Here is a 12,471-nt window from a genome sequence, read left to right as displayed (position 1 = left end):
AAATCAAAAATATAAAAGCGATCCGCGTTACTTTCCAAAAGAAAAACGCATCACGGACAAAAACGAGTCTGCGATGCGTTTTCCATTTAGGGTTAAAAAGTTTGCCAGATGACTCTTGCCGACGTGCGGATGACCGATCTTCTCAACGATTTTACCATTATTTACGAAAAATTCCTTTAAGAACGAATGCGACGTTTGCAGGACGTTCCGCAAGGCGGCGCATAAAGTAACCGTACCAGTCCGTTCCGTATGGAACATAAACGCGCATTGTATATCCTTCACGCGCAAGCTGTTCTTGCCGCTCTGGACGAATTCCGTATAACATTTGGAATTCGAACTGGCTATTAGGAATGTTATATTCTTTGACAAGCTGCTTCGTATATTCAATGATGGCGTCGTCATGGGTCGCTACCGCTGTATAGTTTCCATTTAATAAATGCATCTTAATGATTTTTTTAAAGTTTTCATCGACATCTTTTTTATCTGGAAACGCCACTTCCGGTGATTCCTTATATGCCCCTTTGACAAGGCGCAAATTTGGGTGGTAATCTTTTAAATCTTCGATATCGGATACCGTACGGTACAAATACGCTTGCAATACCGTTCCGACATTATCATATTCTCTTTTCAACTGTTTAAAAATATCGAGCGTTTTTTGACAGCGAGAATAATCTTCCATATCAATCGTGACAAAAACGCCGTGCTGTTTCGCTGTATCTAAAATACGCCGCATATTGCGCATCACAAGCTCGTCTGAAATATCAAGACCCATCGATGTCATTTTTAACGACAATTGTGAATTAAGCTTTTCTCTTCCAATCGCTTCAATCGCCTCGATGCAATGGTTCGCCATCTCGTTCGCTTCTTTTTCATTGTCCACGAATTCTCCTAAATAATCGACCGTAACAGCCAACCCTTTTTTATTTAATTGTTTAATCACTTCGACAGCCTGTGCGATCGTTTCCCCTGCAACAAATCGGGAGGCCCCAAAGCGCAATCCATATTTTTTCGCCAATTTAGTTAATGTCTTATTTTTCGATAAAAACAAAAAAAAGTCGCGCATCAATTGCTCCATCGTTGTTCCTCCTTATTCCGCAAACGCATTCGTATTTTTATTGTAGCATGTTTTATTATTATTGAATATCTTTTTTCGACAAAATTCTTCCCTGTGTATAGTTTCCCACAAAATGAACAATCTACAACTGAAACATTCAACTTTGGAAAGGAGCACGATGTATGCAACAACAAATGAACATGCAACAACAAACGGTCATGCCGCAGCCGCCGCAAATGGTTTCAACGAAAGATGCGCTTTATTTTACAGACATGCTGTCTTGGAATTTGCTTGCCATGAAAAAAGCGCACTTTTTTGCATCGCAATGCCAAGATAAAGAAGTGGCACAAGCGCTTGAAAAAGCTGGTCAAATGCATCAACGCCACTATCAAAAAATTTTAAGCCACCTACAAAATCCAAGCCAGCCTAAAATGACAATGCAATAACAATCGGGAGGAATGATCATGAACCAAAACCAAATTCAAAATCCAGAAACGCAAATACCAAAAACACCGCAAATGAATGATCGCGACTTTCTTAACGATATGTTAACAACAGAAAAATATATGACTTCCTCATATAACGTCTTTTTGCATGAAGCAAGCCATCAACAATTATATCAAGATATGATGAATATTTTTACGGAGACACAAAACTGCCAACGTGAGTTATATAACTTAATGTTCAAAAAAGGCTGGTACAAGCTTGAAGCAGCTGACCAGCAAAAATTGCAACAATCGTATCAGCAATTCCAAGGATACACAAATCAATTCCCATATCAAAATACAGTTCAGTAATACTAAACCTTCAGGCAGCGAAAAAGCCATGATTGCACACATCATGGCTTTTTCGCATTCGCTCGCTTCTTCATTCCATTATTTGATTTCCTCAACCAACTGCTTCATTTGCTCCTTCGCCTCCAGATAAAGCTCACTCCAATGTTTGGCGAGACTAGGTGCTGATATGTTTCCCGTTACAAAGCGCCCCGCGTATTGCGAGGACGCTCTTTCTCAATACCAGAATCCACTATACGGATAATAAGGAGGGTATGGATAATACGGTCTTGGACGATAGAAAAGCGGAAATGCTAGCGTACTGCCGAGCAATCCGCCTAGAAAGCCGCCTAAAAACGGACCTCCGAAAAATACTCGTGGATATACCATCGCTATTCCTCCTTCCCAAAAAATAAAACTGGACACCAACATGTTATGTCAATGAAAGGCAAAAGGAGCTGGGAAGCTGCCCACTTTTTCACAAGCTTTTCTTAAAATATGGATTTGAAAAAGTTCAAAGCCTGCCATGTAACCGGCAGGCTCAAACAATGTTTACTACCAATAAGGGAATCCGTATCCGTAACCGCCATAACCGCCATAGAACGGGCCTGTTAGCGCGCTGCCCAACAGCCCCCCTAAAAAACCGCCAAAGAACGGACCGCCAAAACCAAAGCCCCATCCCCATGGACGGCCAAAACCAAATCCCCATGGACGCCAGCCAAATCCCCACCATGGACGGCCAAAACCAAATCCCCATACTCTCGTATCTTGTAAGTTTATATCATTCATGCTCCTCTCTCCTTTGCTGATCGTTTTGTTTCTTCCCTTTCAATATATGTAGGACAAACGCCGAGGTCATGGGCGATTGACCGTTTTTGCAAAAAAATAGGCTGCCTAGACGCTCTAGGCAGCAATGAAAACCATTATCGAACGACTTTGGCCATTTCCGCGATCGAATCAAAAAGGATACGGACTGCTGTTTCCATCTGGTCCTCTGTCATTGCTAACACTGGAATAAACGTGATCACCGGACCGAGCGGGCGAATGATCAATCCGCGTTTTCGAGCTTCTAGAATAATACGATGTTCAATCATTTCGGAGCGCGGGAAAATTTGTTTCGTGTTTCGATCTTGAACAATTTCAATTCCTACCATTAATCCTTTTTGACGAATATCCCCAACAATTGGAATTTCATAAAGCTTCTCTAGCTTTTTTGCCAGCCTTTCTGCTTTTTTTCTTACGTTTTCTACAAGATTTCGTTTTTCGATGAGTTCAATATTTTTTAAAGCGACAGCACAAGACAACTGATTGCCTGTATATGTATGACCGTGATAAAATGTCTTGTCTTCGTCGACTTCTCCTAAAAACGCTTCATACACTCGATCCGTTGTTAATGTGGCAGCTAGCGGTAAATAACCACCTGTAATCCCTTTCCCTAAACAAACGATATCTGGCGTTACTTGTTCCTGTTCACAAGCAAACAGCGTGCCCGTTCTTCCAAACCCGACGGCGACCTCATCGCAAATAAGCAGCACCCCATATTTTCGACAAAGTGTTTCAATGCCTTTTAAAAATCCTTTTGGATGTGTAATGATGCCCGCAGCTCCTTGAACGAGCGGCTCCACGATCACGCCGGCGATTTGTTCATGTTCACGCTCTAACACATCTTCAAGCTGTTGCAAACAATATCTGACAATCTCCTCTTCATCGCCATATCCGTCCATGCGATACACATACGGAGAAGGAACTTCAATTCGTTCAAACAACAGCGGCTTAAAAATGCGATGGAATAAATCCATTCCGCCGACACTCACAGCGCCGACCGTATCACCATGATACGCTTCCTTTAAAGAAACAAATTTATTTTTTGCCGCATATTTAACTGGATCAATGTTTTTCCAATATTGATACGCCATTTTTAGCGCAATTTCCACAGCGGCAGCTCCCGTGTCGGAGTAAAACACTTTCGAAAGTCCCGGCCAAAGTTCAATCAACTTTTTCGCCAATAAAATCGAAGGCACATTTGCCGACCCAAGCAATGTCGAGTGCGCGATCGTTTCTATTTGCATGTGCAAAGCTTCATTTAATTCCGGATCATTATGGCCGTGGACGTTTACCCATAATGATGCATATCCGTCCAAATATTTATTCCCATTGACATCAAATAAGTAGCTTCCTTGCCCACGCTCAATAATCAGCGGATGTTCTTGCACGTATGTTTTCATTTGCGTAAACGGGTGCCACACATACTCTTTATCCCATTGTTCTAATTGTTCATAACTATATCGCAACAGAAAGCACCTCCTGTAACAATTGCTTTTGCTCGTTATTCTCTAGCCAACGTTCCGCCAACGCCATCATCGTATGCTTCGTCACCTTCGCAAGAGATGGCAGTGTGGCGATAACCGGCAAATCTAACATTTTCTTTATTGTTTCAATATTATTAACATGAATGATGCTTTCGGCATTAAATTGATTAAAAATCAACCCAAGAATATGAATGCCTTGCTGCTGTGCGTAAGATACGGTTGTCACCGTATGATGAATGGCGCCAAGCCCTGCTAAGGAAACGATGATAATCGGAATGTTGTATTCTCTAATCAAATCGTTGGTCATATAAAACCCTTGTTCCTTCTCTATTAGCGGAACAGCTAAACCTCCCGCCCCCTCGACAAGAACGATGTCGTATTGACGTTTCCATTGTTCGATTTTTTCCACTATCAACGCCGGGTCAATAGTGGTATTCGTTAATGTTGCTGCTAAATGCGGCGAAACGGCGGGTTCCATATAATATAGCCCTTCTGATTGCGCCAGTCCAACAACCTTCTCGTACCAATATTGATCCGCAAATGAAACTCCATCTTCCGCCAAGCCGGTTTGAATCGGCTTAAATATTTTTGTATTTAACCCCATCTTTTGGAAAACAAAAGCAAGAAAAGAGGTTGCCACCGTCTTGCCAATCTCGGTTCCTGTTCCAGTGATAAATATTGCTTTTCCCATTAGGAAACCACCCCTTGCTTACGAATAACGATGTGAAGACGCGGCAGTATACGTGCAACAAGTACGGAACAAACCGCACATAACAGTAGATCTCCCGGCACCGGAAGCACAAAGCCAAACCATAACGTTTGTCCAATGGTAAGCGGCTTTTCCACGATCCATTTCATCGCCATATATAACCAGGCGCATCCAAAGCAATAAACAACTAGAAGAGTAGATAAATTCGCTAGAAAAATCGTTACTGCCCTACGAAATTGAAAAATCTGCATCATCCACCCGTTGACATAGGCCCCCAGAACAAAACCGATCAAATAACCAAACGTCGGCTTCAACACATAGCTAGGTCCTCCGCCTTCCGCGAAAACTGGCGCTCCCGCAAGACCGATCAGCACATAAACAAGCTGGCTCAACATCCCAAGCTTCGGTCCTAATAAACACCCTGCTAAATAAACGGAAGCGATTTGCAACGTAAACGGCACATAGGGAATCGGAATTTTGATAAACCCGCCAATGGCCGTAAGCGCGGCAAACAGCGCCGCCAGCAACAATGATTTTGTTTTCATTCCTCTCCCTCCAATCCTATATTTTTTCTATTATTTTGCCTGACACTCTATTAAATGTCAACTTAATTTTGTTTATAGGTTAACATATAGATAAAAAGAAAAACTGTATTCCGGCGATCCAAGCTCACTGGACGAAGAACATAATTTTCCACCAGCCAAATGATATTTCCGATGCGCACAAGGATAGGGCAAACAAAAATAAAACGGCTAACCATTCTTTCCAAGGTTAGCCGCTGAATGCCATTATTCGATGCCTTTTTCCACTTCATTGATCATTTCCGCAACAGAAATGAGGCCGCCGCCGGCAAGATACCAATAGTTCGGATTTAAATAAATGATGCGATTGTTTTTATAAGCGTTTGTCTTTTTCACCAGCTCGTTTTCAATCGTTTGTTTTGCCGACGGTTTTCCTGCCACTACTGCATCGCGATCCACCACAAATAAATAATCCGGGTTTTTCTCAGCAATATATTCAAATGAAATGCTTTGGCCATGTGTCGATACTTCAATATTCGCATCGACCGGTTTAATGCCAAGCACGTCATGAATAATCCCAAAGCGGGACCCTGGGCCGTATGCGCTTACTTTTCCGCCAGTCGTGAGCACAATAAGCGCTTTGCCGCTCGTTTTTTCTGCCTTCGATTTGACCGCTTCGATTTGTTTATTAATGCTTTCTAATTCCTTTTCGACTTCTTTTTCTTTTCCAAAGATTTTACCTAACGTTTTCATATTATTCGCGAAAGAGTCTATATAGTTTTTCGTATCAATTCCCATATAAACCGTTGGGGCAATTTCGGCGAATTTTTCATAGGAATTGGCTTGGCGTCCAGAAATAACGATTAAATCTGGAGCAATTTCATTTATTTTTTCAAAATCTGGTTCCATCAACCCTCCAACGTTTTCATACTTACTATCTTTATATTTTTCAAGATAAGATGGAAGGTTGGCTTTCGGAACGCCGGTCACTTCAACACCAAGCTTATCCAATGAATCAAGAACGCCGAAGTCAAAGACAACGACTTTCTCTGGTTTTTTCTTTACTTTTGTTTCCCCTAATTCATGCTTGATCGTTATTTTTTCACTATCGTTTTTCGGGTTCGAGCTGCTTGCATTTTTTGCATTGTCTTCGTTCCCGCACGCTGCCAGCAATATGGCAGTGAAAAGCGCCACGAAAATCGGCAACCAACGTTTTTTTAGCATCACAGATCCCCCTTGTTTTTATATCATAATAATATTTATTTTCAACAGCTTTCCCGCACCTTTCCGCGAGGGGCGCCCAGTCTCGCGAAATATATGCGAAAAAAGCTATATGAAAAACAGAGTTATGCAAAATAAACACATATTTTCTTATCATGGATCGTTTCAATATGAACGTCCATATCATAAATGCCTTGCAATACGCCATTGCTCATAATTTCTGATGCTGTTCCCTCGCGAACCACTTTCCCGTTTTTAAGGGCAACAATATAATCAGAATAACAGGACGCAAAATTAATGTCGTGCATGACAACGACGATCGTTTTTCCAAGTTCATCCACCAATTTTCGCAATACTTTCATCATTTGCACACAATGTTTCATATCTAAATTGTTTAACGGCTCATCGAGAAAAATGTAGTCTGTATCTTGCGCGAGCACCATGGCAATATACGCGCGCTGTCTTTGCCCGCCGCTCAATTCGTTCAAATAACAATCTTGCAAGTCCTCCAGCTCCATATACCGAATCGCTTCTTTGACATACTCCCAGTCTTCGCGCGTCAGTCTGCCGCGTGAATACGGGAACCGTCCAAAAGAAACGAGTTCTTTCACCGTCAGCCGGATTGCAATATGGTTTGATTGTTTTAAAATGGAGATCTTTTTCGCCAATTCATCGCTTTTATATTGGCTAATTTCTTTTCCTTCAATTCTGACTTCGCCACGGTCTTTATCGATAAGACGGCTCATAATCGATAACAGCGTGCTTTTTCCCGCACCGTTCGGCCCAATGAGCGATGTTAATTTCCCAGTCGGGATCGTAATCGACACGTTGTCAACGACGTTTTTTCCACCGTATTGCTTATAAACCCCTCTTACTTCTACCATGCTTTCCTCTCCCTCAATAAAAGATATAAAAAGTAAATTCCGCCAATTAAATTCACTATCACCGTTATCGGCGTGGAAAATGTGAACACTCTTTCCACTAACAGCTGCCCGCCAACTAACGCAACAACGGCAAACAGCATCGCGCCAACAAGCAAGTAACTATGCCGGTATGTTTGCAAAAACGTATACGCTACGTTCGCCACAATGAATCCTAAAAACGTAATCGGACCGACTAACGCAGTAGAGACGGAAACAAGCACGGCAACGACAATGAGCAGCCGCTTGACGGTTTTTTCATATGGAACGCCTAAATTAACCGCATGCTCTTTTCCTAGCGAAAGCACATCTAAATAACGTATGTAAGAAACGATATAGCCAATCATCAGCGCAATGACAATGCCTGCCACCAATAAAAGCTCTGTTTTCATATTGTTAAAGCTCGCAAACATGCGATCTTGAATCACAAAAAATTCGTTCGGATCGATTAAAAATTGCATAAAGGATGTCACGCTTTGAAAAAATGTCCCCATAATCATTCCAACAAGGAGGAGAAAATAAATCGTCTGCTCTTCTTGTTTAAATAAAATGGAATAAAGCAATACCGCAAATCCCACCATGAACCCAACGGAAACGAGAAACTGCACGTTCGCGTTCATCATTGTCAGCGTCGTCGACCCAAAAATAAATACAACAAACGTCTGAATCAACATATAAACCGAATCAAACCCGATAATGCTCGGCGTTAATATCCGGTTGTTCGTGATCGTTTGAAAAATGACGGTAGAAGCGGCAATCGCACATCCTGTCAACACCATAGCGGCAATTTTTTCACTTCTTGACCGAAAAACATAGTCCCAGTTGCCTTTGACATCCGTAAACAAAAACACCATAATCAGCGACAAAGCGGCAATGCTTAACACGATCAGCTTCCTTTTGTTAGACATATTGCTTTCTTCTCCTTACTAACAAATACAAAAATACGCCGCTGCCAATGACTCCTACCGTCAAACCGATCGGGATTTCATACGGATAAATAACGACGCGCCCGAAAATATCGCAAGCCAACACGAAAATTGCTCCTGACAATGCCGTCAGAGGCAGGACTTTCTCTAAATGATCTCCATAATATAATGTGACAAGGTTTGGAATAATCAATCCTAAAAACGGCAGTGTCCCGACCGTCAGCACCACAACAGAAGAAGTAGCAGCCACGATGATTAATCCGACATTGACGATGGACCGATAATGAAGGCCTAAATTTGTCGCGATTTCTTCTCCCATTCCTGCTATCGTAAAACGGTTCGCATACATATAAGCGACAATCATAAGCGGAACACTTAAGTAAAGCAGTTCATACCGCCCTTTTATAATCATGGAAAAATCGCCATGCAGCCATGACGAAATGGATTGGATTAAATTGTACTTATACGCGAAAAATGTTGTCATGGAACTGATGATATTGCCAAACATTAAACCGACAAGCGGAATAAAAATGGCGTCTTTATATTTCACTTTTTCAAGTATTCTCATAAAAATCATCGTACCGGCAAAAGCGAATAAAAATGCGACCGTAACTTTCAGCAGCGGACCTGCGGAAGCGAACAAAATCAATGACACTAAAATTCCTAACCTTGCACAATCCATCGTCCCCGCCGTCGTTGGCGAGACAAACTTATTTTGGCTTAACTGCTGCATAATTAGCCCGCAAATACTCATGCTGGCACCCGCAATAATAATGCTGATCAATCGCGGAATCCGGCTGATTATTAATACTTCTACGTCATCCGCTTTCAACATCAGCAAATCGGCAAGCGAAATATGCTGAACACCGATAAATAAAGATGCAACTGCTAATATGACGAATAATATAAACAGCTTTTTCATCGTTTTTTCCTCTAATGCACCCTAAATGATTTTAATAATTATTATCAATTAAAATTGTATTAAGACAATCTCCTATTGTCAACATTTTTATGAAAAGGATTCTCATTATCATAAAAAAGGGACTGGCCAACTAAGAAGCACAGTCCCTCCAAATACCTATATACTTATTTATGTTGAATAATTTTCGTTCCGCAGCGGCAAAGGATAGAATGTTTCAACCGGCGAATCGGTTGATGGCATTGTTCGCAAATCACTTGTTTTCGCATGTTTTCGCTCTCCTTTAACTGTTTACGAATGATTATTGTTATCATTTATTATACATATTATTTTTAAATAATCAATATCAAATTATAATTATTTTAAATAAAAGAGATGCGATTCATATTAATTGGATGGAAACAATGAACATGTTATAATAAATGTTGGAATATTCTAACGAAAAGGGGATGAACCGATGTACGATATCGCCATTATCGGAGCTGGTCCTGCCGGGGCAAGCGCTGCCATTTTTACCGCAAAAGCAGGAAAGAAAACAGTATTAATTGACAATGACAAAAGCATGACAAAGCGTGCCTGGATCGAAAACCATTATGGCGTTGTGGAAACTACAGGGCCGGATTTAGTCGAAACCGGGAAAAAACAAGCAGCAAAATTCGGAGCAGAACTTGTCGTTGGCCAAGCCACCAACATCGAAAAAACAGAAAACGGCTTCCGCATTCAAACAGACAACGGTACGTTTGAGGCAAAACACGTTATTTTGGCAACAGGAATAGCAGTCGATCTTGCCGAAAAAATCGGCGTGAAAACAAAGCCAGGAACCGAGCCGCGCATTAAAACAATTATTGATGTAGATGAGAACGGACGCACAAATATCGATGGAATTTGGGCGGCCGGAACAGCAGCTGGCGTCAGCGTACATACCATTATCACCGCTGGCGATGGAGCGAAAGTGGCCATTAACGTCATTAGCGAATTAAACGGTGAACGGTATGTGGATCATGATGTATTAAAAACAAAATAAAAGCTGCCCACAAATGTGGGCAGTTCTTCGTTTATTATCCCTTCTCGATGCTTTTCGATACTTTCCCTAATAACAATAACGGATCTCTCGCTTCGTCTTTCCTCAAATCGTCCGTCACTTCGCTCAATACAGCGTAAATCATACTAATTCTCTTTTATCAGGAGTCATATGCATAAATCAGACGTTTTTTTAATTAAATGAAGATGCAAAACTCATAACAGATGCATAAATGCACATAAAAATCCGCCACCTTGAAAATCATTCAGCAGCCAAACCAACTACCAAGGGATGGACACTATCATGATTTTCAGTTGGAGCGATAATATTGATAACAGCTTATGCATTTTCGTACATATGGCAACTTAATTATCTGAATAGTTGTTATATTATTTTAAATATGATTTTATTATAAATATATTTTTATAATTATTATAAATAAGTATTGACTTTAATTTGAAAAATGTTATCATTTGTTATGAAGACGAAAATGAAAATAGGGGGAAATAAACGATGTCAGATAAAAAAAAGCTCACAACTAGTTGGGGAGCACCTGTTGGCGATAACCAAAACTCGATAACGGCTGGTAATCCCGGACCGACATTAATCCAAGACGTACATCTTCTTGAAAAACTGGCACATTTCAATAGAGAACGCGTTCCAGAACGTGTCGTACATGCGAAAGGCGCAGGTGCGCATGGTTATTTCGAAGTAACGAACGATATGTCGAAGTATACAAAAGCAAAAGTGTTTAATGGTGTTGGAAAACGCACACCTGTGTTCGTCCGCTTCTCTACTGTCGCCGGTGAATTGGGATCTGCGGATACCGTCCGCGACCCGCGCGGTTTTGCGGTGAAGTTTTACACAGAAGAGGGGAACTACGATATTGTAGGCAACAACACACCAATTTTCTTTATTCGTGATGCGATTAAATTCCCGGATTTTATCCATACACAAAAACGCGATCCGCGCACACATTTGAAAAATCCAACAGCAATCTGGGATTTCTGGTCTTTATCTCCGGAATCTTTGCACCAAGTCACTTATTTGTTTGGGGATCGTGGCATTCCGCTCACTTACCGTCATATGAACGGATACGGAAGCCATACATTCAAATGGGTGAATGAAGACGGCGAAGCGGTATGGGTAAAATACCACTTTAAAACAAACCAAGGCGTCAAAAACATGGATCCAGAACTAGCGGTAAAAATCGCCGGAGAAAATCCGGATTACCATACGGAAGATTTATATAACGCTATCGAAAAAGGCGACTATCCATCTTGGACATTATATGTGCAAATTATGCCGCTAGAAGACGCAAAAACATACCGTTTCAATCCATTTGACGTCACAAAAGTTTGGTCACATAAAGATTATCCGTTAATTGAAGTCGGCCGTATGGTATTAAACCGCAATCCGGAAAACTACTTTGCCGAAGTCGAACAAGCGACATTCTCTCCTGGAAACCTTGTTCCTGGCGTTGAGCCGTCACCAGACAAAATGTTGCAAGCCCGTTTGTTCGCTTATGCGGATGCGCACCGTTACCGCGTCGGCGTGAACCATAACTTGCTGCCGATCAACCGCCCGCGCGTGGAAGTAAACAATTATCAACGTGACGGCTTCATGCGCTTTGATAATAACGGAGGCGGTTCGGTCAACTACGAACCAAACAGCTTCGGCGGACCGACAGAAGTGCCAGAACATAAAACGACCCCATTCCCGGTATCCGGCGTGGCAGAAAGCGTGCCATATGACGACGATGATCATTATACGCAAGCAGGCGACTTATACCGTCTCATGAGCGAGGACGAAAAAGCGCGCCTTGTGAAAAACATCGTTGAATCAATGAAACAAGTAACAAAAGAAGAAATTAAACTTCGCCAAATCCGCCACTTCTACAAAGCAGACCCTGACTACGGCCGCCGCGTTGCCGAAGGGCTTGGCTTAAGCGTCCCAGACGATGTGATCACAAAGGCATAGCGGATAGATAAACCAAGGATAGACGCTGACTGACAACGTCTATCCTTTTCATTTTTTCATCCGCCTTCTTTGACATCTCTCCTTATATTATAGTAAAACTCCCTAATAAATTATAACT

At 41.6% G+C, this 12,471-nt stretch carries 15 protein-coding genes; 4 read left to right on the top strand and 11 right to left on the bottom strand.

Going from position 1 to position 12,471, the window contains the following annotated elements; all coding sequences use genetic code 11:
• Positions 1-157: 157 nt before the first annotated feature.
• Positions 158-1,075 (bottom strand): proline dehydrogenase family protein, encoded by a 918-nt coding sequence (locus FNL97_RS02520; protein WP_143414992.1) that lies wholly within the window; start codon positions 1,073-1,075, stop codon positions 158-160.
• A gap of 161 nt (positions 1,076-1,236) precedes the next feature.
• Here FNL97_RS02520 and FNL97_RS02515 point away from each other — a divergent pair, with 161 nt between their 5' ends.
• Both FNL97_RS02515 and FNL97_RS02510 read left to right on the top strand, forming a co-directional pair.
• The gene (locus FNL97_RS02515; RefSeq protein ID WP_015865007.1) at positions 1,237-1,500 is read left to right on the top strand and encodes a hypothetical protein; all 264 of its coding nucleotides are present in this window, start codon (positions 1,237-1,239) and stop codon (positions 1,498-1,500) included.
• An 18-nt stretch (positions 1,501-1,518) separates the two neighbouring features.
• Positions 1,519-1,851 carry a spore coat protein gene (locus FNL97_RS02510; protein WP_015865008.1) on the top strand — a complete coding sequence of 111 codons (333 nt, stop codon included), beginning with the start codon at positions 1,519-1,521 and terminating at the stop codon, positions 1,849-1,851.
• 78 nt (positions 1,852-1,929) lie between these two features.
• Here the strand turns inward: FNL97_RS02510 and FNL97_RS02505 are convergent, their stop codons facing one another.
• The 10 genes from FNL97_RS02505 to FNL97_RS02465 form a co-directional block, all read right to left on the bottom strand.
• A complete protein-coding gene (locus tag FNL97_RS02505) occupies positions 1,930-2,019 on the bottom strand; it encodes a DUF2573 family protein (protein WP_121910069.1) in 90 nt (29 codons plus the stop codon).
• 45 nt (positions 2,020-2,064) lie between these two features.
• Positions 2,065-2,217, bottom strand: coding sequence for an inner spore coat protein YmaG (gene ymaG / locus FNL97_RS17855; RefSeq protein WP_162839691.1), 153 nt, complete (start codon positions 2,215-2,217; stop codon positions 2,065-2,067).
• Between the two features lie 165 nt (positions 2,218-2,382).
• Positions 2,383-2,616, bottom strand: coding sequence for an inner spore coat protein YmaG (gene ymaG, locus FNL97_RS02500; protein ID WP_062678349.1), 234 nt, complete (start codon positions 2,614-2,616; stop codon positions 2,383-2,385).
• Positions 2,617-2,750: 134 nt separating this feature from the next.
• The gene (bioA, locus tag FNL97_RS02495; RefSeq protein ID WP_081189145.1) at positions 2,751-4,118 is read right to left on the bottom strand and encodes an adenosylmethionine--8-amino-7-oxononanoate transaminase; all 1,368 of its coding nucleotides are present in this window, start codon (positions 4,116-4,118) and stop codon (positions 2,751-2,753) included.
• Positions 4,108-4,827 (bottom strand): dethiobiotin synthase, encoded by a 720-nt coding sequence (bioD, locus tag FNL97_RS02490; RefSeq protein WP_143414991.1) that lies wholly within the window; start codon positions 4,825-4,827, stop codon positions 4,108-4,110. Before bioD ends, bioA begins: the two co-directional genes overlap by 11 nt.
• Positions 4,827-5,390: a biotin transporter BioY gene (locus tag FNL97_RS02485; protein ID WP_143414990.1), complete on the bottom strand. Its 564-nt coding sequence runs from the start codon at positions 5,388-5,390 to the stop codon at positions 4,827-4,829. Before FNL97_RS02485 ends, bioD begins: the two co-directional genes overlap by 1 nt.
• Positions 5,391-5,633: 243 nt before the next feature.
• The gene (locus FNL97_RS02480; protein WP_062755781.1) at positions 5,634-6,590 is read right to left on the bottom strand and encodes a siderophore ABC transporter substrate-binding protein; all 957 of its coding nucleotides are present in this window, start codon (positions 6,588-6,590) and stop codon (positions 5,634-5,636) included.
• Between the two features lie 122 nt (positions 6,591-6,712).
• Positions 6,713-7,471 carry an iron ABC transporter ATP-binding protein gene (locus FNL97_RS02475; protein ID WP_013400053.1) on the bottom strand — a complete coding sequence of 253 codons (759 nt, stop codon included), beginning with the start codon at positions 7,469-7,471 and terminating at the stop codon, positions 6,713-6,715.
• The gene (locus FNL97_RS02470) at positions 7,465-8,415 is read right to left on the bottom strand and encodes an iron chelate uptake ABC transporter family permease subunit (protein ID WP_062678356.1); all 951 of its coding nucleotides are present in this window, start codon (positions 8,413-8,415) and stop codon (positions 7,465-7,467) included. The genes FNL97_RS02475 and FNL97_RS02470 overlap by 7 nt, the downstream gene beginning before the upstream one ends.
• Positions 8,408-9,355 (bottom strand): ABC transporter permease, encoded by a 948-nt coding sequence (locus FNL97_RS02465; protein WP_003248209.1) that lies wholly within the window; start codon positions 9,353-9,355, stop codon positions 8,408-8,410. The genes FNL97_RS02470 and FNL97_RS02465 overlap by 8 nt, the downstream gene beginning before the upstream one ends.
• Positions 9,356-9,809: 454 nt before the next feature.
• On the opposite strand from FNL97_RS02465, the gene FNL97_RS02460 reads away from it, so the two are divergent.
• Together FNL97_RS02460 and katA are read left to right on the top strand one after the other, a co-directional pair.
• Complete coding sequence (locus FNL97_RS02460) at positions 9,810-10,376, top strand: FAD-dependent oxidoreductase (protein WP_062755779.1); 567 nt, start codon at positions 9,810-9,812, stop codon at positions 10,374-10,376.
• Positions 10,377-10,886: 510 nt separating this feature from the next.
• Entirely contained in the window at positions 10,887-12,353 is a 1,467-nt protein-coding gene (gene katA, locus FNL97_RS02455) for a catalase KatA (protein ID WP_062678358.1), read from the top strand.
• The last annotated feature ends 118 nt before the right edge of the window (positions 12,354-12,471 follow it).

The sequence above is a fragment of the Geobacillus sp. E263 genome (assembly GCF_007197795.1).
Lineage (GTDB): Bacteria > Bacillota > Bacilli > Bacillales > Anoxybacillaceae > Parageobacillus_B > Parageobacillus_B toebii.
The sequence above is the reverse complement of the archived record's forward strand: the minus strand, read 5'-3'. Positions and strand labels throughout refer to the sequence as shown.

Excerpts from the sequence above, each read along its gene's own strand:
- FNL97_RS02520 (WP_143414992.1), bottom strand. The coding sequence starts at position 1,075 with ATGGAGCAATTGATGCGCGACTTTTTTTTGTTTTTATCGAAAAATAAG.
- FNL97_RS02515 (WP_015865007.1), top strand. The coding sequence starts at position 1,237 with ATGCAACAACAAATGAACATGCAACAACAAACGGTCATGCCGCAGCCG.
- FNL97_RS02510 (WP_015865008.1), top strand. The coding sequence starts at position 1,519 with ATGAACCAAAACCAAATTCAAAATCCAGAAACGCAAATACCAAAAACA.
- ymaG (WP_162839691.1), bottom strand. The coding sequence starts at position 2,217 with ATGGTATATCCACGAGTATTTTTCGGAGGTCCGTTTTTAGGCGGCTTT.
- ymaG (WP_062678349.1), bottom strand. The coding sequence starts at position 2,616 with ATGAATGATATAAACTTACAAGATACGAGAGTATGGGGATTTGGTTTT.
- bioD (WP_143414991.1), bottom strand. The coding sequence starts at position 4,827 with ATGGGAAAAGCAATATTTATCACTGGAACAGGAACCGAGATTGGCAAG.
- FNL97_RS02485 (WP_143414990.1), bottom strand. The coding sequence starts at position 5,390 with ATGAAAACAAAATCATTGTTGCTGGCGGCGCTGTTTGCCGCGCTTACG.
- FNL97_RS02480 (WP_062755781.1), bottom strand. The coding sequence starts at position 6,590 with ATGCTAAAAAAACGTTGGTTGCCGATTTTCGTGGCGCTTTTCACTGCC.
- FNL97_RS02475 (WP_013400053.1), bottom strand. The coding sequence starts at position 7,471 with ATGGTAGAAGTAAGAGGGGTTTATAAGCAATACGGTGGAAAAAACGTC.
- FNL97_RS02470 (WP_062678356.1), bottom strand. The coding sequence starts at position 8,415 with ATGTCTAACAAAAGGAAGCTGATCGTGTTAAGCATTGCCGCTTTGTCG.
- FNL97_RS02465 (WP_003248209.1), bottom strand. The coding sequence starts at position 9,355 with ATGAAAAAGCTGTTTATATTATTCGTCATATTAGCAGTTGCATCTTTA.
- FNL97_RS02460 (WP_062755779.1), top strand. The coding sequence starts at position 9,810 with ATGTACGATATCGCCATTATCGGAGCTGGTCCTGCCGGGGCAAGCGCT.
- katA (WP_062678358.1), top strand. The coding sequence starts at position 10,887 with ATGTCAGATAAAAAAAAGCTCACAACTAGTTGGGGAGCACCTGTTGGC.